The organism is Leptolyngbya sp. UWPOB_LEPTO1, assembly GCF_017302695.1.
In the GTDB taxonomy this organism is placed as follows: Bacteria; Cyanobacteriota; Cyanobacteriia; order Leptolyngbyales; family Leptolyngbyaceae; genus Leptolyngbya; species Leptolyngbya boryana.
Genome location: NZ_JAFLCJ010000009.1, coordinates 194,775 through 214,347 on the forward strand (window position 1 = coordinate 194,775; position 19,573 = coordinate 214,347).

General features: G+C 46.5%; 17 protein-coding genes and 1 pseudogene. 8 read left to right on the plus strand and 10 right to left on the minus strand.

All coding sequences use genetic code 11. The annotated features are described in order from the left end of the window. Window positions 1–107: 107 nt before the first annotated feature. Window positions 108–1,361 (plus strand): cytosine deaminase, encoded by a 1,254-nt coding sequence (codA, locus tag J0L70_RS15690; RefSeq protein ID WP_190653595.1) that lies wholly within the window; start codon window positions 108–110, stop codon window positions 1,359–1,361. 115 nt (window positions 1,362–1,476) lie between these two features. Here codA and J0L70_RS15695 read toward each other — a convergent pair whose 3' ends face one another. Then, window positions 1,477–1,809, minus strand: a complete 333-nt coding sequence (locus J0L70_RS15695; RefSeq protein WP_190653596.1) for a hypothetical protein — start codon at window positions 1,807–1,809, stop codon at window positions 1,477–1,479. Between the two features lie 224 nt (window positions 1,810–2,033). On the opposite strand from J0L70_RS15695, the gene J0L70_RS15700 reads away from it, so the two are divergent. The 4 genes from J0L70_RS15700 to J0L70_RS15715 all read left to right on the plus strand — a co-directional run bounded on the left by J0L70_RS15700 (window position 2,034) and on the right by J0L70_RS15715 (window position 5,672). Beyond that, window positions 2,034–3,392: an 8-oxoguanine deaminase gene (locus tag J0L70_RS15700; protein ID WP_287455212.1), complete on the plus strand. Its 1,359-nt coding sequence runs from the start codon at window positions 2,034–2,036 to the stop codon at window positions 3,390–3,392. A gap of 43 nt (window positions 3,393–3,435) precedes the next feature. Next, window positions 3,436–4,845: a glycogen synthase GlgA gene (gene glgA / locus J0L70_RS15705; RefSeq protein ID WP_287455213.1), complete on the plus strand. Its 1,410-nt coding sequence runs from the start codon at window positions 3,436–3,438 to the stop codon at window positions 4,843–4,845. Window positions 4,846–4,932: 87 nt separating this feature from the next. After that, the gene (locus J0L70_RS15710; RefSeq protein ID WP_287455214.1) at window positions 4,933–5,349 is read left to right on the plus strand and encodes an element excision factor XisH family protein; all 417 of its coding nucleotides are present in this window, start codon (window positions 4,933–4,935) and stop codon (window positions 5,347–5,349) included. Beyond that, window positions 5,337–5,672, plus strand: coding sequence for a XisI protein (locus tag J0L70_RS15715; protein WP_017286547.1), 336 nt, complete (start codon window positions 5,337–5,339; stop codon window positions 5,670–5,672). The genes J0L70_RS15710 and J0L70_RS15715 overlap by 13 nt, the downstream gene beginning before the upstream one ends. 134 nt (window positions 5,673–5,806) lie before the next feature. On the opposite strand, the gene J0L70_RS15720 is transcribed toward J0L70_RS15715, so the two are convergent. Both J0L70_RS15720 and J0L70_RS15725 read right to left on the minus strand, forming a co-directional pair. Next, window positions 5,807–6,211 carry a type II toxin-antitoxin system VapC family toxin gene (locus J0L70_RS15720; RefSeq protein WP_287455215.1) on the minus strand — a complete coding sequence of 135 codons (405 nt, stop codon included), beginning with the start codon at window positions 6,209–6,211 and terminating at the stop codon, window positions 5,807–5,809. 3 nt (window positions 6,212–6,214) lie between these two features. Continuing rightward, on the minus strand, window positions 6,215–6,505 hold the full coding sequence (locus J0L70_RS15725; RefSeq protein ID WP_017286545.1) for a hypothetical protein: 291 nt from the start codon (window positions 6,503–6,505) through the stop codon (window positions 6,215–6,217). A gap of 172 nt (window positions 6,506–6,677) precedes the next feature. Between J0L70_RS15725 and J0L70_RS15730 the strand changes: the two genes are divergently transcribed. Beyond that, a complete protein-coding gene (locus J0L70_RS15730) occupies window positions 6,678–7,640 on the plus strand; it encodes a lysophospholipid acyltransferase family protein (protein ID WP_287455216.1) in 963 nt (320 codons plus the stop codon). Here the strand turns inward: J0L70_RS15730 and J0L70_RS15735 are convergent. Together J0L70_RS15735 and J0L70_RS15740 are read right to left on the minus strand one after the other, a co-directional pair. Beyond that, a complete protein-coding gene (locus J0L70_RS15735) occupies window positions 7,637–7,999 on the minus strand; it encodes a Lin0512 family protein (protein WP_017286543.1) in 363 nt (120 codons plus the stop codon). The two genes, J0L70_RS15730 and J0L70_RS15735, sit on opposite strands and share 4 nt — an antisense overlap. A gap of 2 nt (window positions 8,000–8,001) precedes the next feature. Continuing rightward, window positions 8,002–9,699 (minus strand): helicase HerA domain-containing protein, encoded by a 1,698-nt coding sequence (locus J0L70_RS15740; RefSeq protein ID WP_287455217.1) that lies wholly within the window; start codon window positions 9,697–9,699, stop codon window positions 8,002–8,004. Window positions 9,700–9,812: 113 nt separating this feature from the next. On the opposite strand from J0L70_RS15740, the gene J0L70_RS15745 reads away from it, so the two are divergent. Further along, window positions 9,813–11,435, plus strand: a complete 1,623-nt coding sequence (locus J0L70_RS15745) for an ArnT family glycosyltransferase (protein ID WP_287455218.1) — start codon at window positions 9,813–9,815, stop codon at window positions 11,433–11,435. A 51-nt stretch (window positions 11,436–11,486) separates the two neighbouring features. On the opposite strand, the gene J0L70_RS15750 is transcribed toward J0L70_RS15745, so the two are convergent. Beyond that, window positions 11,487–12,287 (minus strand): glutathione S-transferase family protein, encoded by an 801-nt coding sequence (locus tag J0L70_RS15750; RefSeq protein ID WP_190653605.1) that lies wholly within the window; start codon window positions 12,285–12,287, stop codon window positions 11,487–11,489. Between the two features lie 100 nt (window positions 12,288–12,387). Next, window positions 12,388–13,560: a DNA replication/repair protein RecF gene (gene recF, locus J0L70_RS15755; protein WP_190653606.1), complete on the minus strand. Its 1,173-nt coding sequence runs from the start codon at window positions 13,558–13,560 to the stop codon at window positions 12,388–12,390. A 169-nt stretch (window positions 13,561–13,729) separates the two neighbouring features. Between recF and J0L70_RS15760 the strand changes: the two genes are divergently transcribed. Next, a complete protein-coding gene (locus tag J0L70_RS15760) occupies window positions 13,730–15,106 on the plus strand; it encodes a cytochrome P450 (RefSeq protein ID WP_287455219.1) in 1,377 nt (458 codons plus the stop codon). Window positions 15,107–15,126: 20 nt separating this feature from the next. Here J0L70_RS15760 and J0L70_RS15765 read toward each other — a convergent pair whose 3' ends face one another. The 3 genes and pseudogenes from J0L70_RS15765 to J0L70_RS32140 form a co-directional block, all read right to left on the minus strand. Next, on the minus strand, window positions 15,127–15,792 hold the full coding sequence (locus J0L70_RS15765; RefSeq protein ID WP_287455220.1) for a PIN domain-containing protein: 666 nt from the start codon (window positions 15,790–15,792) through the stop codon (window positions 15,127–15,129). Continuing rightward, the gene (locus J0L70_RS15770) at window positions 15,776–16,222 is read right to left on the minus strand and encodes a hypothetical protein (protein ID WP_287455221.1); all 447 of its coding nucleotides are present in this window, start codon (window positions 16,220–16,222) and stop codon (window positions 15,776–15,778) included. Before J0L70_RS15770 ends, J0L70_RS15765 begins: the two co-directional genes overlap by 17 nt. A 2,111-nt stretch (window positions 16,223–18,333) precedes the next feature. After that, window positions 18,334–19,443: pseudogene (locus tag J0L70_RS32140) on the minus strand (NACHT domain-containing protein); the annotation flags it as partial. Window positions 19,444–19,573: the final 130 nt, after the last annotated feature.

Genomic DNA, 19,573 nt, shown 5'->3' on the forward strand with positions numbered 1-19,573 from the left:
AACGCAGAATCAAAGTCCGAAATCTGCTAACAATTTTGAAATGTGCAACACCGTTCGCAAGTTTCTAAATCCGCTAGAGTTGAGCAGATCAGATTTCTTGCGGTGCTATGTCTTACGACCTTCTGCTTCGTCAGTGCCAGTTACTTCGATCGCATCATGTTTCTGAGTTGGTGGATGTTGCGATTCATGCGGGTGAGATTGTTGAGATTGCCCCTCACTTAGACGCAACAGCGGAGGTGGAACTAGAAATCCAAGGGCATCTAGTTAGTCCTCCGTTTGTCGAATCGCATATTCATTTAGACTCTGCCCTTACCGCAGGTGAGCCTCGCTGGAACCAGAGTGGAACTCTGTTTGAGGGCATCGAAATTTGGAGAGAGCGGAAGCAAAATCTTTCGCTCGATGATGTAAAAGCGAGAGCGATCGAGACTCTGAAGCAACAAGCGATGCAGGGGGTTCTTTTCGTGCGAAGCCACGCGGATGTGAGTGAAGCAAGTTTAACGGCGCTAAACGCTTTGCTCGAAGTCCGCGAAGCTGTCAAAGATTGGATCACCTTGCAAGTCGTTGCGTTTCCCCAAGATGGCATCTATGGCGGGGCAAAGAATGATGCCTTGATGGAAGAAGCAATGGTACTGGGGGCAGATGTGGTCGGGGGTATCCCGCACTATGAACTGACCCGCGAAGATGGGGTGCGATCGGTACATCGGATTTTTGAACTTGCAGAACAGTACGATCGCTTGATTGATATTCATTGCGATGAGATTGATGATGATCAGTCGCGATTTTTAGAAGTCGTCGCAGCTTGTGCGATTCGGACTGAAATGGGGTCAAGAGTGACAGCAAGCCATACGACTGCTTTTGGGTCGTATAACAATGCGTATGCGTTTAAGTTACTGGGTTTTCTCAAACGCACTCAGTTGAATTTCGTTGCAAATCCGTTGATTAATATTACGCTGCAAGGTCGGACAGATACTTATCCGAAACGGCGTGGGGTAACACGGGTGAAAGAGCTTTGGCAGCAGGGCATGAATGTCAGTTTAGGACATGACTGTGTTCAAGACCCGTGGTATTCGCTGGGGACAGGCAACATGCTTGATGTGGCTGCAATGGCGATTCATATCTGCCAGATGACGGGTCAGGATGAAATGAATGCGTGTTTCGACATGGTGACTTGGGGCGGGGCAAAGACGCTGAATCTAGACCAGTATGGAGTTGAGGTAGGTAAACCTGCGAATTTGATTGTCTTAGATGCGATCGATCGATATGATGCAATTCGCCGCCGTGCCACAGTGCAATATGTGATTTCGCAAGGCAAACTTTTGGCACAGACAGAGCCTCCGAAACCCAAATGGCGCGGGAATTAGAGCTGCCTTATTAGTGTAGAAAATTAGAGTAGAAAAACTGAATCGGAAATTGTATGCAAAACTGCTTTCCGATTCAGGAATCAAACACACAGGATCAAACAAGGAATCTCTACCCTTACTTTTTGCTGTTATAGACACAGGTGTGGCTATCAAGATGTCCCCAAACATGAGGATTGCGAGGGATTCTTCCCTTGAAGAAGAGTTCGACCGCTTTTGGAGCGAACAGTGCTTTGCAATACTTATTTGCTGCTGATTGCGACATCGTACCGATTAGGTGGTCGCAGGCAAATGGATTTTCCCAAGCTTGAAAGTCCGCTCTGTTGTAGCTAAATTTCAGTCCATTCATCTGGCAAACGGTCGAAGCTTTTGCAGGAGCAGTAGGTAACATCGTGGCGCTTCCAGTCACGATCGAGGATAGAGCGAGCAATGCGAGGAATTGGCGTTTCATGATGAAATCTCCTTTTGAGTGGTATTGCCTGAAAGCCTCGTTTTGTTTGGCTTCTGGGCTGTTGATACTCACAAGGTATTCGGTTTTTTCGATCGAGTCGATGCCTATAAATTGAGGAAAGTTAAGGAGATCCGCGAAGATCTATTTTTAGGAAATGTTAGGTTCAGCACTCTAGCTTGTTCAAGAATGCGCTAAATCAAAGCTTAGTCTTCACGCTGAACGCTATGCCTACTTTACTGGTTAAGAATATTCATACCCTTGCCACAATGGATGCTGATCGCCGAGAAATCCGCCATGCGGCACTCTATATTCGAGACAATGTGATTGAGCAAGTTGGCACAACTGCCGAACTGCCACAAACCGCAGACGAAGTGCTGGATTTGCGCGATCGCTATGTTGTCCTTCCTGGTTTAGTCAACACGCATCATCATTTCTTTCAAACGTTAACGCGCGTGATTCCAGCGGCACAAAATTGTGATTTATTCAATTGGCTGCAAGCGCTCTATCCGATTTGGTCAAATCTGACTTCAGAAGCAATTTATATCAGTGCTCAACTGGCAGCAGCAGAATTGATTCTATCCGGCTGTACGACTGCCAGCGATCATCTGTATATCTATCCGAATGACAGTACCTTGGATGATGAGATTCGGGCAGTGCAAGAGATTGGATTGCGATTTCATGCCAGTCGCGGCAGCATGAGTGTGGGAGAGAGCCAGGGCGGACTGCCGCCGGATTCTGTCGTTGAGAAAGAGCCTGATATTCTCAAAGATAGTCAGCGATTGATCGAGCAATATCATGACAACGATCGACATGCGATGCTGAGAATTACCTTAGCTCCTTGTTCGCCGTTCTCAGTCACTCAGGATTTGATGCGAGAGTCAGCGGCACTTGCTCGATCGTATTCTGGCGTTCGATTGCATACTCACTTAGCTGAAAATCGCTCAGATGTCGAATACAGTTTAGCGACCTTCGGAATGACTCCAGGCGACTATGCAGAATCCGTCGGTTGGTTAGGCAATGATGTGTGGCACGCGCATTGTGTCCAGTTAGACGATCGCGCAATTCTCAGCTTTGGTAAGACTGGAACTGGGATTGCACATTGTCCTTGTAGTAATATGCGGCTTGCCAGTGGAATGGCTCCGATTCGGAAAATGCTCCAGCATCGGGTTCCTGTGGGATTAGGAGTTGATGGATCAGCCTCGAATGATACTTCAAACTTGTTGAATGAGGCGCGCACCGCTTTTCTGATGGCGCGAGTGCGAGAATTGGATGCTGCTGCCATGAGTGCGAGAGAAGCTTTAGAATTAGCGACACTAGGCGGAGCGAAAGTGTTGGGACGGGATGATATTGGCTATTTAGCGCCCGGAATGTCGGCGGATTTTATTGCCGTGAATCTCGATCGAGTCGAGTTTGCAGGGGCACTGCATGATCCGATCGCGGCAATGATTTTCTGTCAGGTGAATCAGGTTGATTACAGTTTTATCAATGGGCGAAAAGTTGTCGATCAGGGGCGATTGACCACGATCGAGCTTGAGACGTTGGTCGAGAAACACAATACTCTTTCGCTGAAATTGGTGCAGTAAAACTCGGTATGATGACAGAGCGAAAATTAAAGAGGGGAGCCAGATGCGGATCTTGTTTGTGGCAGCGGAAGCAGCACCGATCGCAAAAGTAGGCGGGATGGGGGATGTCGTAGGTGCATTGCCGAAAGTCCTGAAAGCGATGGGGCATGATGTCCGAATCTTTCTCCCATATTTCGGATTTCTCAACGACAAAATCGAAATTCCAGCCGAGCCGGTTTGGAAAGGCTATGCAATGTTTAACGACTTTGCGGTCTATGAGACGGTTTTGCCGGGAACCGATGTGCCGCTGTATTTATTTGGGCATCCTGCCTTTGATCCGCGTCGGATTTACGGCGGTGAGGATGAAGAGTGGCGGTATACCTTTTTTGCAAATGGCGCGGCTGAGTTTGCTTGGAACTATTGGAAGCCGCAGGTGATGCATTGCCATGATTGGCATACGGGAATGATTCCGGTGTGGATGCATCAAGATCCTGATATTGCGACGATTTTTACGATTCATAATTTGGCGTATCAAGGGCCGTGGCGCTGGAAGTTAGAAAAAATTACTTGGTGTCCTTGGTACATGCAGGGACATAACACGATGGCGGCGGCTGTGCAGTACGCGAATTGGGTGACAACCGTTTCACCGACGTATGCCGAGCAGATTAAAACGCCGACGTATGGGGAGGAATTAGAGGGATTGCTCTCGTTTATCAGCGGTCGGCTGAGTGGAATTGTGAATGGAATTGATACCGAGGCTTACAATCCAGAGACGGATAAAGCGCTGACGAAGACGTTCTCGATCGATACTATCGACGATCGCATTAAAAACAAAATTGCTCTCCAAGAAGAAGTAGGACTGGAAGTGAATTCCAAAGCCTTTCTCATTGGCATGGTTTCACGATTGGTTGAGCAGAAGGGCTTAGATTTGGTGATTCAAATTCTCGATCGCTATTTGGCTTATACCGATGCTCAATTTATTTTGCTAGGCACTGGCGATCGCTATTACGAAACGCAGATGTGGCAACTGTCTTCTCGCTATGGGGGGCGGATGTCTGTCTATTTGCTCTATAACGATGCGCTAGCTCGTCGAATTTATGCGGGTGCAGATGCGTTCTTGATGCCTTCAAGATTTGAGCCTTGTGGGATTAGTCAAATGCTATCGATGCGGTATGGCTGTGTGCCGATCGTGAGACGCACGGGTGGCTTAGTCGATACTGTTTCGCATCATGATCCGGAGAAACATGCGGGAACCGGATATTGTTTCGATCGCTATGAGCCATTGGATCTCTTTACCTCAATGGTGCGGGCAAATGAGGCATTCCGCTTTAAAGGGCTGTGGAAAGAACTTCAGCAACGAGGAATGAAGCAGAACTTTGATTGGAAAAAATCGGCGGTGGAATACGATCGATTGTATCGACGAGTTTTAGGAATGCCGGAAGAGGGAGATGTGACTGTTGCTGTAGAAGCTTAATTGGCTGGTTTCAGCAAGGTAAAAATCTTAAGCTTGGAATGAACGATCGCTGCGCCAATGAAAACAAGTTTCGCGAACAAGTTTTCTATGCCAGCGATTGATCTCTATCATGATGCAGTGAAACGGGCACTGATTAAAGAAGGGTGGAATATTACCCATGACCCGTTTCATTTGCGTTGGGGACGCAAAGATATGTATGTGGTTCTGGGAGCCAAACGATTGCTAGTAGCAGAACGTGCGGAACAGAAGATCGCGGTTGAGGTGAAAAGCTTTATTAGTGACTCGGAAATGCAAGCGTTTCGAGATGCGATTGGACAGTTTGCGATTTATCGTTCTGTCCTGCGTCGAACGAATCCAGACTATACGCTGTATTTAGCTGTGCGAAATGTTACTTATGTCTCCTTATTTGAAGAACCAATTGGACAACTTTTGATCGAAGATGAAGGTTTAAAGCTTGTTGTATTTGACGCAGAGGAAGAGGTGATTCTGCAATGGAAAAACTAGACCAGTACCGTCAAATTATTCAGTTCGTTCTGATGCCTTATACACAGATTCCTTATTCACACGGGGATTTGATTTGTAAACCGATTTTCGATCAGCAGCGAGATAGCTATCTTTTAATGACTTTAGGTTGGGATCGTAAGACGCGCGTGCATGGGTGCCTGGTGCATTTGGATTTGATTGATGGGAAGGTGTGGGTGCAGCGAGACGAGACAGAAGATGGCGTGACGCGTGAATTAGTTGAGGCTGGAATTCCAAAGCAGGATATTGTATTGGCGTTTCATCCTGAAGATGTGCGTCCTTATACGGGATATGCGATCGCCTAATTGATAATTTAGCTCGATCGTGTTTCCCAAGTCGGTTTTCTGCTCGTTAAACTCATGTGTAACTTGTCAAGCAAGTGCTATGGTGGATCATCCGATTGGGGTTTTCTTCTCGTACTCGTATCGGTATGAGGAGTTTAAGGACGAGATTGGAGTAAACGGACAAATCCTTCTTGCTCAAAATGTCGATCGGTCGTTAATGCGTCTGTTATTCCACGCTGTCGCATCAAAACAAAGCTCACTGCATCACACAACGAATAAGTTTTATCCGCTCGATCGGCTAAAAGCTGCATCGCTTCTCGGTGCAGTTGTTCATCGACCCAAATCACTTCAATATCTGGACTGTCAAGTAAATCGGTCGCGTAAGTTAACACTGCAGAACGAGGAAAACGACGGACTAAGGCTAAAGCAATCAACTCCGCTAAGACATAGCTATGAGTAAGCAGCCTCTGACTTGAACTATTGAGAAATCGCACTGCCTCCGGATGTTGAGGTTCATCTTGATGAAGGTAGCAAAGTAGTCCTGACGTATCTAACAGCACAAATCAATCCTGCCTCTGATACTCATCGGCATAAGCTCTGGCAAGATCAGCATCAATGCTTTCATTGTCTGATCCTGTGGGATGTCCAAGGCGAATCGATCCGGCATGATTCCTAAACCTTTGCCGAGCTTCTTCTTGCTGCGCTGTTAAGGGTGAATCCGCCTGGAGAGATCGATTTTGTTGGTTTAAAACCGTAATAATCCACTCTGTCATGGGCAATCCAGCAGCATCGGCTTTCTGTTGAAGGTCTGCATAGATCTCATCACTCAGTTGTAGCGTTAATTGCTGGCTCACGGTTACTTGATAAACATGGAGGTTAGGATAATTATAACTCCTGGATTCAGCGCTCAATCTAAACAAATCGTTCAAAATAATGCTCAAGCTAGACCGACAAAATGCTTCTGACGAATGAAGATCGCTAGAGATACGATCGATAAAATAGCCTAGCCCCTTTTCCTGTTGCGCTATGTCTTTCCAGTTTTCCCGGTTTGACTGGTTTTGTTTCTGGTATCCGCCTGGATGGTTGATTCTGTTTAATCGTCATTGGCAGCATTATCATCCGGATCCGGAGGGTTGGAATTGGCTGGAATTTGGGCTGTTTCTGATTCCAGGAGGGTTTTATCTGGCATTATTGCTGCGCTGGATACGGTTGGGATTTCGTGCGCCGAAACCGATTTTCACAGAGCCTGATCCGGTTTATCAAAATGCGTTTCGAGAAGAGATTCTTTCCCCGATCGTAACTCGCTATTTTCGCGCCGAACTGCATGATGTGGAGAATCTACCGACAGAACCACCCGCGATCGTGACGCTTAATCATGCTGGAATGTGCTTCCCGTGGGATTTTGTTTGCCTGGGTGTATTGTTAGGACGAAAAACAGGTTGGTTTGTGCAACTCTTAGCTCATCCCATCTTTTTTGATCATCCTTGGTTGGTGTGGTGGTTGCCGCCTGGATGGGCACAGGCTTTGGGTGGGGTACGGGCAGAAAAAGAAAGCTTTGAAGCAGCGATCGCAGAGAAAAAAGTATTACTTTATGCACCTGAAAGCTGGCGAGGATTGGTGAAAGGCTGGCGGCATCGATATCAATTAGCAAAATATGATCCAAGCTTTTTACGCTTGAGTTCACAGTATCAAGTACCGATCGTATCGACTGTTTGTATTGGCAATGAATCTCTACATCCTTGGGCGTTAAATTCTCAGGTATTGGCAAAATGGTTTAAGATGCCGATGTTACCTGTGTCGCCTTTAGTGTTGCTTTTTGTGTTGTTTCCATCGATGGGAGTTTGGGCGGTGAGGACGCAACTAAAGTACTATGTGCGATCGCGACAATTACCCGAAACTGAACTGAGTCGAGCTGAGTCGGTTCAGCAGGCAGAGAAAATGCGATCGCAATTGCAAGAAGAGATTAATCAGCTTGTGACTCGCAGCTAGATATCGACCCAGACGGTGACTGAGGCAACAGCGATGTACATATCGTCATTTTTATCGTTAAATTCCTCGATCGCTCTGCCTTGCACAATCATTCCACCGGATTCGACTTTCAAATTTTTTTGCCCGAATGGAAGCACTTCTAGAACTTCGGCTTCGCGCACTTGTTCGGGATAAGGAACTGCGATTTGAACTTCGATGATCATTTCGTTGGGATGGCTCAGTCCGGCAACTTCCCAAATTCCGGGGAGAGCGTTATGAGCGATCGCATTTCTTACGGCTCTAGAAGCTGCAACAGTCGGATCTTGCCCGTGCTGATCGATTCCCATTCCCATTTCAATTACAAATCGTTTCCGTGTCATCGCTAAAATCCTAAATCTGCTTTTGCTGCTTCTGCCGCTCGAAAGACTTCTACATCGGGCATTTCCTCCCAAGCCGTATCGCCAATCTCACGGTAGAAGTTTTCATCATAAGGACGAGTTCGGACAACAACAGGCATCGGAACTGCGTGACCTAGAATTAAAGCTTGCTGTTTGGAATCCAGTTTGGCAAGTACCGATCGTAGACTTTGCCCTCCAGAAACACCTGTAAAAATTGCCTCAATATCTTTGTCATCATTCAGCAATGCTGTGATTCGGGTTCCAATCTGCGACATGACTTCATTATCAATTCCAGACGGACGCTGATCGACGACTAGCAACGTGACAAAGTACTTTCGCATCTCACGGGCGATCGTGCCAAAAATCGTTTGTCCAACGGTTGCAGGATCGAGAAATCGGTGTGCTTCTTCGATCGTAATTACGAGTTGCTGAGGTCGATCGTTTACGTCTTTGGTTTGTAGAAATTGCTCAGCTTTGCGAACATAGGCGTGGTGAATTCGTCTCGCAATGATGTTAGTTGCCAGCATGTAAGAGAGTAAATTCGATTGAGAGCCGAACTCAACTACGACATGCTTTCCCGCATCAATACATTCAAGAATTTGACCGACATAGTTATGCGGACAACTATTGCGAATGTACTTCAATTCATCCAAACGATTGAGTTTTCGCTGCAATGCCATGATCGAAGATTTACTGCCCATCTTGGTTTCGCAAAACTCTTGAATCTCACCATTGCTCATGGTTAAGAGCCGATTGATCCAAGCTTTACCAAACTCATTTCTGAGAATGATTGCATTTTCCAGAGCTGCTTCGGAGAGGTTTAACTCTCCTCGAACGAGCATCAAATCTTCGACATCAATTTGGTCATAGCTAACATACAATTCTTGAGCATCTCGAACGCCTCTTCGCTTTGTCGAATCAGGATCGAGCGTAAAGATTTGCACTTGTCCTGGAAAGAGCTGCCGCAAGCCTTTGACGGTGCTAAATTGCTTGCCTTCTCGCGTGGCTTCCCATCCATACTCAGAGTGCATATCGAAGATGAGATTCACTGCCGCTTGCTTTCGGACAATTCCTGCCAGCAGCAATCTCGTCAGAAATGATTTTCCGGTTCCTGATTTTCCAAATACACCGTTACTGCGTTCGACAAAGCGATCGAGATCCAAACAAATCGGAACCTCCATATCAATCGGTTCTCCGATCGCGAAGTTGCGCCGATGCGGGTCATCTTCCCAACCAAAGACGGCTCGAAAATCTCGTTCACTCGCATCAAAAACCTGGCTAAAGTGACTAGGAATCGTTTTCACGGGTAAGAGTTCGATCGCTTCACTTGAACTTGCTTCATACGAGGCCAATTTAGAAGATTTTTTCTTTGCGACAGGCTTCTCGGTTGGCGTAAACATCAACATCGGAGAAAGCTCGATCGTGCCATAGGTTCCGCTGCCAGCTAGCACTTCTTGCAGAAATAAATTTGTCGGTTCTGGCGGATTGGCAATAATTCGCTGACTAGAGGTGCCTAGAGAAACGTCAGTCAACATGCAGAAAAAGCGCGATCGCGTTCCCTGAACGACGAGGAACTTGCCAACCCGCATTTCTTCAACCGAGACATCGGGATGGAGCCGAACCTCTAGCCCTTGACTCAGAGATCCTTGAATGACTGACCCTAATGGTTTCTCTAAATCCATACGCTACGACAAAGCAATTGTTCTATCTTAGTTCAGCTTGAGACATGCGTACTAAAGTTGTCAAATCTTAAGTAATTTGTAATACGATTTAATCGCTGTAGTCCTCGTGTCGAATGCAAGTTTTAGAGACGGTTATCGATGCAATTGCGAATCGCAAAAGATTAGAAATAGAACTGATCTTTCAACTGTTTTGGATTCTATTTTTCGTGGGTTTGATTCCATCATGGATTGTGTCTCGATATTTCAGTCGCGTCGCTCGATGGCTAGCGCTGATTTTAGCGATCGTCATTCTGCTCAACTATATTGGGCTGGTGATTCTCTATCCAACTTGGGCAGATTACGCTGATCCGGCTGAAGCAAATATCGCAGTTGTGTCTTGGCTATTGCGACGAGGAGAACCCCTTTATCCAACGTTGGATGCAGCCGGGAGATATATCAATAACTATGGTGCTTTTTCTTATATTATCCAAGCTGCTTTCCTCAGTGTTTTCCAGCCGAGTATTTTCTCGTCAAAACTTGCAGGAAGTGTGGCAGGACTATCGAGTTTAACGTTGATTTTTTTATTGATTCAACATCAATTAAACCGATGGTTTGCGATCGTTGGAACTGCGATCGCGAGTCTTTGCTTTCTCAATCAAACTTCCGCTTCAGGATTGCTTACGTCTTCATTTTGGGTTCGCCCTGATTCTTTGCTGCTGTTTTTCTCAGTGTTGGGACTATTTTTAGTTGTGCGAGGTGGAAAAGCGATCGCGATTTTTGGTAGTGCGATCGCGCTAGGAGTTAGTACGAATCTCAAAGTTACTGCTTTTCTGCATTTCATTCCCATCTATGTTTTATTGCTTGAGCGATTTGGGATAGTCTCAGTACTGATCTCAGCAGCTAGCTCGATTTTCATTTCAGCTTTACCGTATCTTCTACCTCAAATCTCGCTCACGAACTATTGGAAGTGGTTACAACAGGTGCGGCTCAAAGGAATTAAATCCGAACAGATTCCCAAGAATCTCCTCTGGACAGCATTTATGGCGATTCCTAGCATGATCGCGCTTTTGTTGAACTGCAATCGAAGATGGTTCTCAAAGCGTTGGTTATACGGTTTAACTTTACTAGCTGGAATTGTGCTCAATGCTGTAATTAGCTCAACTCGTGGCGCATTAGAGAACAATATGCTGCCATTTGTACCGCTTTTGATTTACTTAGCCATTGATCTATTTCGACTGAGAGCATCACGACCTAAACTGATTTCTGTGCTTGGAATCAGTGCTGCGATCGCGTTTATTGCTGCGAGTAGCTTAGCTGTATATTCAACCGAAGTGAAGTTTGTTGAGCGTATGAATACGGCTCCTGGACACCGAGCGATCGCTGATCTCGATCGCTTTATTGCAGCGCATCCAAATCGTACAATCGGTATGGGATATGGGGCTGTGAGCTACCAGCTTTCGAGCTATCGTCCACCGCTCGTTTTTGCTGGCAATCCTTATCTACTAGATTCTGCTTCTTTGATGGAAATGCAAGCTTCTGGGCTGAATAATACGCCTGAAAAAACGTTGCAGGCTTTGAAAACTTGTCAGACTCAGATCTGGTTAGTCCCGAAAGAGAATCTGCCGTTTCAGGTTTATAGCTACTATCCGCCGCTTCAGAAACTATTTAGCGATCGCTTTAGAAAAATCTTTGCTGAGACTTACGATCGACAAGAATCTACCGAGTTCTACGATGCTTGGATTTGTAAAACTCGGTAGTCGTGAAATTATAAAGCCCCTAAAAAGGGACATTCAGGAAGCTTGCCCAGACTATTCAATATTGATCGAAGTTGGTGCTGATCCGCTTGGAGGTGTGTAACTGCTTGTCGTCGAAGCCTTGCGAAAATCAGCATAGAGCTTATCTCGCCAGTTAAAGAACGGGTCGAAGATGCTCACATCTGCAATACCAGCGACACCCTTGCCTTTGAGCGATTCAGGAATATCTAAATATGCGCCTGTTGGAAACTTGACATACATCGACAATCCAGCGACCGCAAAATCTGCCAGCGTCGGCGAATCACCGACCAAGTAGGGTTGCTCAGTCAACATAAACGAAAGAGCTGTCAAACTGCGTTTCAGTGCATCGGTTGCTTCTTTCACTGTGTCTGGACCCATGCCGACTCCCACGCCTAAAATCCCAAGAAAATCACCCGGAATTGCTCCGACCAAATTCTTCAAAATATCTGGAGTCGAAGTAGGTAGTACGGCTGTGCGAAAACTTTGATTTTGCGAAAGCGATCCGATTAATCCTTTCCGGGCATTCAACCCTAACGACTCATCTGCCCACTGTTCGATCAGCAGACATAGACCTTTTTGCTTTGGATCAGATGGGATAATTGGATTTTCGGGATATTTTCGATCGAGATATTCCGCGATCGCAGTCGAATCAGCAATAATTTCGCTCCCATCTTTCAGCACTGGAACCTTTCTCTGTCCTGACATTTGAAAGAGTTCAATCTGCCCAATTCCCGGTGTGACCTCAACTTTACGATAGGGAAGTCCTTTGTAATCGAGAATCAGCCGCACCTTTTCCGCATAATGCGACATCTCAAATTGATATAACTCAAGCATAAATAAAGCTCCTAAAGCCGATCTTGCCAATCTCTACCTTAGAACCAAATTCCCAGAAACGCATCCGATCCTATGGAGAGATTTCCGACGAAACTCAAATTTAGAAATCAGAATTTTGCAAAAACTCCGACTGCTCGCGCCGCATACTCTGCTCAAACAGATGTCCTGCTTTCACTTCCAAAATTTGAGCCGAATCAATCCACTGGGCATCAAATGATCCTAAGTGAGTCGTCGTGATCAAAGTCTGGAACCGATCCTGAATCGCATCGAGCAATTGATTTTGTCGATTTAGATCTAATTCTGCTAATACATCATCTAACAGTAATAACGGTGGCTCACCGATTACATCTTCGATCAGTTTCAGTTCTGCTAACTTCAATGCTAAAACTAATGTTCTCTGTTGCCCTTGTGAACCGTACTGACGAGCAGGGGTTTGATTGATCATAAATTCAATCTCGTCGCGATGTGCGCCGACTAAAGTTGTTCCTTGATGTTGTTCTGCGATCGCTCTCGCCTGAATTTTCTCTAAAAATGCCTGCTGCAAGGCTTCTGGCGTATCTTGCTCTGCTTGGACATTCGGGGCGTAGCGAATTTCTAGTTTTTCAGTACTGCCACTAATCGCTTGATGCCATTCCTCGGCAAACGGCACTAAGCGATCGAGTACTCTGGCTCGACGGCGAATCACACGCGAACCTGCGATCGCGAGTTGAGCATCCCACAGAGCTAAATCTGGAGCTTCGATCGATCTGCCTTCACTTTCTTCTCGCAAGCGCGCTCTTAACAAAGCATTGCGCTGCCTTAGAACCTGAGTGTATTGCTGAAGCACATAGGCATAAACAGGTTCAAGCTGAACGAGTAGCCCATCAATCCAATGTCTGCGCTGATCGGGTCCACCTCGCACCAGATCGAGATCGAGACTAGAGAATTGCACCATATTCAACGTGCCAAGAAAATCAAGCTGTCGGCGCAAAGACATACCGTTTTGTGACACGGTGCGCCGCCCGTTTTCTCGTAACGTAATCGTCAGTTCGGTTTCTCCGGTTTCGCGTTTCAGATGTCCGGTAATTTGAGACAGCGTTTCACCGTCGTAGATCAAATCGCGATCGCGAGAAGTCCGATGCGATTTCAATGACGACAACAATTCAACCGCTTCAAGAACGTTCGATTTCCCCTGTGCATTGTTTCCCAGCAAAATCGTTTTGGATGAAGTGAAATCAACCTGCTGATCGAGGTAATTCCGAAAGTGACGAAGATGCAGAGAGCGCAGGTACATGATTGGCTTGGGCAAAGTCTTACCAAGTGTACCAAAGATGAAGAAACTGCCGTTCTGGATTTGAGCAGCGATCGCCAAATCGAAAGATCAATCGAAGATTTGAAGGTTGATCGCTCCTCCAGTTACCATATAGACCGTTCCCATCAAATTCTGAATGGTCGAGGGACTGATGAATCTACCAAATGTGCTACGTGCGCCGTCATTACTTCAGACCTTGCATTGGGTTGCTGATCCAGTCGGTTACATGGAAAAGTCGGCTCAGCAATATCCTGATATTTTCTCAGCACCAATTTTGGGCGGGAAGCATTTAGTCTTTATCAATCATCCGCAGGCGATTCAAGAGATTCTCACCAGCGATCGTAAACGGTTTATTGCTCCAGGTAGAGTCAACCACATTCTCTCGCCACTGATTGGTGATGCGTCGGTGATTATGCTGGAGGGCGATCGTCATAAGCGCCGTCGGCAACTCTTGATGCCTCCTTTTCATGGGGAACGGATGCGGGCGTATGGGAATTTGATTTGCCAGTTAACTGAGAGAGTGGTAAGTCAACGCGCGATCGCCCAACCGTTTAATGCGCGATCGATGATGCAAGAAATCTCGCTACAAGTGATTTTAGAAGCGGTGTTTGGAGTCTGCGAGGGCGAACGGTTTGAGCAACTGAGAGCCTCGATTACGCAGATGTGCGAACTGTTTCGCAATCCGTTAGGTGCGAGTTTTCTGTTTTTCCCCTGGATGCAGCAAGATTTGGGAACTTGGATGCCTTGGGGAAGATTTTTGCGCGCTAGATCGAACATTGATAAATTGCTTTATGCCGAAATTGCCGATCGCCATCAGCAAGATCTTCGCGATCGAGTCGATATTCTCTCCTTACTGATGGAAACTCGAGATGAAGACGGTCAGCCGTTGAGTGATTCAGAACTCCGAGATGAACTGATGACGTTACTGTTTGCAGGACATGAAACGACTGCAACGGCAATGGCATGGGCACTGTACTGGATTCATCATCAACCAGAAGTGCGCGAAAAACTGCTGCAAGAACTGGATGCGCTCGGTGCGAATCCTGATCCGATGTCGATCGTTCGATTACCTTACCTGAGTGCAGTTTGCAATGAAACGCTCCGGCTCTATCCGGTTGCGATGTTGACTTTTACTAGAATTGTCACCGAACCTGTAGAACTGTTGGGGTATCCACTTGAGCCGGGGATGTCGGTTGTGGGCTGTATTTATCTACTGCATCACCGGGAAGATCTGTATCCAAATTCGCATGAGTTTCGACCGGAGCGCTTTTTAGAACGGCAGTTTTCTCCGTTTGAGTTTATGCCGTTTGGCGGTGGGGCGCGGCGATGTATTGGGGAAGCACTCGCGGTGGCTGAAATGAAGCTTGTGCTAGCAACAGTTTTGTCTCGGTACCAGCTTGCGTTAGCTGATAGTCGTCCTGAAGTTCCGCGTCGTCGGGGAGTGACACTTGGTCCATCGGGAAGAGTCAAAATTCAGATTTTGGGGCAGAGAACGACTCGACCGAGTGAAGCGATCGTGTCTGGATAGATGCGTAGAGCAAAGCGATCTCATCTATCAAATGATTCGGGTGTTCCTCCTTGAATCTTCAATTCTTGCTGTAACCAGCCCAAAAAGTTTTTCGTTCTCGTGAAGTGTTGATCCACTCCAGCATCTAATAGTGCTTGTTTAGCAGGAGTTGGTTGACTAAATATCTCGTCTTTCCAGAATGCTGCATCGTTAGTTAATAGGATTTTTCGATCATTAGGATATTGTCGAGCATGGTGCAAGATACATTGCAAAACTAAGTTATCTCGACGCTGTTTCTGCTCGGAGAGAAACCGTTCATTTAATCCACAGACTAAACTTTCAGGAGTCAAATGTACCATTTCAAATCGGCTAGACATGGCTTGAACTGCCATCTGAAACCGCGCTTCAACATCATTCAGCAAATTGCTATAACGCACTAAAGCATCACTCAAAGCAGACACTAATGCGAGGCGATCTGGTGCTGTTGCGTCTCGTCGTGCTTCGCTCAGCTGCTGATCCATTGCTTTCCTAAAGCTTTCTCGTCGTTGTCGATCTTCTTCAAAAGCGACTAAAGCCTCCATATAACAAATACTGGGAATCACAATTCTCACTGAATCACACAGCGGATTTTGTAGTAATTCTGTTGCTTCTGGATCTTGCCCTTTTGCGATCGCCAAAATTAAATTTGTCTCAACGTACAATATCAAGCTCAACCTCTTCTTCCGTCGTACCATCCGCTAAATGAGGGAGTAACCCAATTTCTTCCATCACAGCCGCCGCAGGAGGCTTTGGAGATTTCCAATGATAGGCTAGGTCGCGCAACCATGCCTCAACGAGCGTCGTTAAATAACTTTCAAAAATCTGTTTTTGTCCAAATTTTGGATCGTAAAATCGCAAAATGTCTGCTGTGTTAAGTATCTGAATTGGCTCAGATAGTTCTTGCTCATTCCATCGAAAAATTTGAATGTTTTCAGTATCGACTAACATACCGAAGGAGATGTTGCCATGATACTGATTGAGATAATGCTTCAACTGCTCTCTTGCATTACCTCTCAGATTATTGGTCTTCACTTCACCAATTAGAAAAATGTTCCCGTCTTTGTCTTTCGCGACAAAATCTAATGTCTGGGTTTTCATTTTTCACCCTCATCTTTTGTTTTGAGCATAATTTCGATCTCTATCTTTTTATTTTATCGTCGATCGCTTTTGGGTCGATATTTTTCAAGGGCTGAGATGCCTTGAAGTGGATTGCGGGCGCGTTGATCGAGGGCTTTTCCTCGGAACCAGAGGCAAGAGCAGAAGAGTACGATTGTACTCCAGAGAATCGCAACTTGCCAGCTAGGGAGAAAGTTTAAGAAGCCAAAGGTTGCAGCGCAGATAGTAATCGGGAACCAACAGAACCAGGGAAAAGCTAAGGCGGCAAGGAATCTGAGAGAATCTTGCTTTGTCTCGGCTCGATGCCAAAAACCAATGCCTGCCCCCGCAGCGAAAGCGAAAGCGCCAGCGAAAGCGCCAGCGACAGCGACAGCGAAAGCGACAGCGACAGCGAAAGCGACAGCGCCAGCGACAGCGAAAGCGACAGCGACAGCGCCAGCGCCAGCGACAGCAAAAGCGCCAGCGCCAGCGCCAGCGAAAGCGCCAGCGCCAGCGACAGCAAAAGCGCCAGCGCCAGCGACAGCGCCAGCGCCAGCGCCAGCGCCAGCGACAGCGACAGCGAAAGCGCCAGCGACAGCAAAAGCTTTGTCACTTATTATGGTTTCAAATAAAACCTCAACGCCCGCCCACGTCAAACGTTTGACATATAGACGCTGTAGCTCAGCAAAAAATGTAGCTCCTCCAAGTAAGCCAAAGTTAATAAAGAGTCCCGGTTCTAAACGCTCCTCAATGCCTTGCCACAAGAAGACCCAGAAATACGCTAAAACTAAGCTAGGAAGCCCACTGCTCCAAGCTATCCACTCAGTTGGAAAACGAGAAGGCAAAGAGAGCAGTTGTACAATTGCTACAATCGACAATAGCAACGCGCACCCAAGTACAGTTCGATAGTGCCACCCTACGTTAAAGCGGTACTTCAGTCGTTTGTACAATCTCAGCCAGTCATCTCGATTAGCATTTCTCTGATTGATTAATCGATCGAGCAATTCAAGCTGCACTTTAGGCTTAAGGCTCGAAAGCAAAAATCTCCATCTAGAATTTGTTCCTACCAGACGAGAAACTTCTTCCAATATCAGTTCATCTACTACTGGCATGGCTCTCGGTGTTAGTCGAGAATTATAGGCTTTATACAGCGTTAGTTCTTCTATTGTCGGTGTAGCCGTTCGTCCTAATAGTGCTTCCGCTTGAGAACTCCAACGTTTGGGAGATAAGGTAATTTGATCACGAAGCGCGATCGAACAAACCGGGATCACCAAGCGCGGATCGAATTTCGGATTCCCAAGCGCAACCTCGATCGGTGCTTCCTGCATCAAATAAGCAATTCGATTGGCAATGACGGATAGGTTAGAAGCCTGAAAGTCTTCAAAAGGTTCCCAAACCCAATCCAATCGAAAATTACGCTCACGCTGTGATCGTTCAAGTGGACAATCTCGCAAGGCATTCTCAATTTCAGGATTTGCAATCAAAGTTGCTAAATGCCAAGTTGCTCGTCCAGATAGTTCTGCATTGTTATGCCAAAGAAACGGTACTAGCACTTTTGCTGCTTGCCCTGTGCCAATTCTAAATAGATCATTCAACGCATCTTGCTCACCTGCTTCTGCAAGTTGCTTGAGCTTCGGAACGGCTAAATCTCCCATTCGGATCAATGGCGATCGAGCTTCTGCCGAGTAGTTATCGACTAGTACTTGAGCCGCGATCGGTAAATTCGTCAAAGACAAAGCATTTGCCGCCGCAATTCTTTGTTCAGTTTCTCGACTTTGCAAAGTTGCTACCAAAAACTCAAATACTGATTGTCCTCGCGATCGAGTATTGGAAGCCACCGCTGCAAACGCCTGTACGATCGCATCACTCTCTGTCAATCGTCCCTTAAACTCATTCACGATCTGATCTGCTAATGATTGCTCTACCTGCTGAGCATCTGCCAAACACTCAAAAGCAGTAATCGCATCCAATTGATAGACCCGCGCAATTAACGTAGTACTATCTCCAACTAACCCACACCAAAGCTTCACCATCTCTCGCCAAGCAGCTCGATCGCGCTCAAACCGATTCAGCAACTCATCCGCATTCTCCCGCAACAGTTCTGCCACAAAAAACTCTTGCAACGTCAAATGAGCAAACTGGTATCGCTCCCCACCATCAAGCTCCATCAGCAACCCACTGCGCTCAACAATCTCCCGCAACATCGGTTGAGTATCTTTCCCCGCCTCCAGATTCAGACTCGGTAAAACCTGCCCCACCTCAGCCAGCACCTGCTGAAACTGCATACTGCGTCGATCGCTGCCCTGCTGCTCCTGCATCCGAATCGCCAACTGCCTCAGCACCAACCGCTTCTCCCTCATTTTGTAAACATTTGGTGTCTGCTTCGCCTGATCCCAAGTCTCTAGCAAAATATCGATCGCTTTTTGATAAAACTCCGATCGCGAATGCGGCAATACAAACGGCGTATCACAATACAAGTAAGCAATAATCGTCAACAACAAGGGATTCCGCGCCAACTCCAAAATCCGAGGACGATCCTGCAACGTCAACATTAACTGATCGATCGACTTCTCCGGAGGCATTGCCCAAGCCGCTAAAAATCGCCGCATCTGTTGATCTGTAAACTCCACAACCTCCAACGTCTGATCAACATGTTCATTAAATTCGTTGTAGTAGACCTGCGATCGACAAGTCAAAATCACCCGGCACTTCTCATAGCGATCGAGAAAATCTTTCAGTTTTTGCACAATCGTCGATCGTGCAGCACTTCCTACTTCATCTAATCCATCCAACAAAAGCATGACTGTGCCATTTTCCAATCCCTGCTCAACGAACTTTGTCGCCCCTGGAAAATCATCACGCTCCAACGCTTTCACCAACAGCGCCACAATATCCGAATCGACCCCGACGCGATACAACTCCAACAAAATCGCCACAGGTCGTTCTGCCAAATTCAACAAGCGATTTTCCGCATAGCTCAAAGTCAAAAACTTGAGCAGCATCGACTTGCCTGCTCCCGGCTGCCCCAGTACCATCAGCCGTTTGTGTTTTCCAACCGCATCCAGCGCATCAATTAACTCTGTGTCCCGCTTGCCTTTCACTTTTAGCGGTACATACACATCCTGCATTTTCAACGGTCGATCGACCCGAAACGGAATCTTCAACTCCCGATACTTGCCAATCAGCGCCTGCCGATACTTTGTCAGCGCAATTCCCCAAAACATTTTGGTTCCAGCAAACCGATCGTAAATATTTTTCTCGATCGCAGTACTGAATGCTGTAAACCACTTTTTAAGTGTGTCCTGAAAAATGAGAAGGAAAATTGACGCAGCAAAAGCCGCCCAGCCTCCTGTC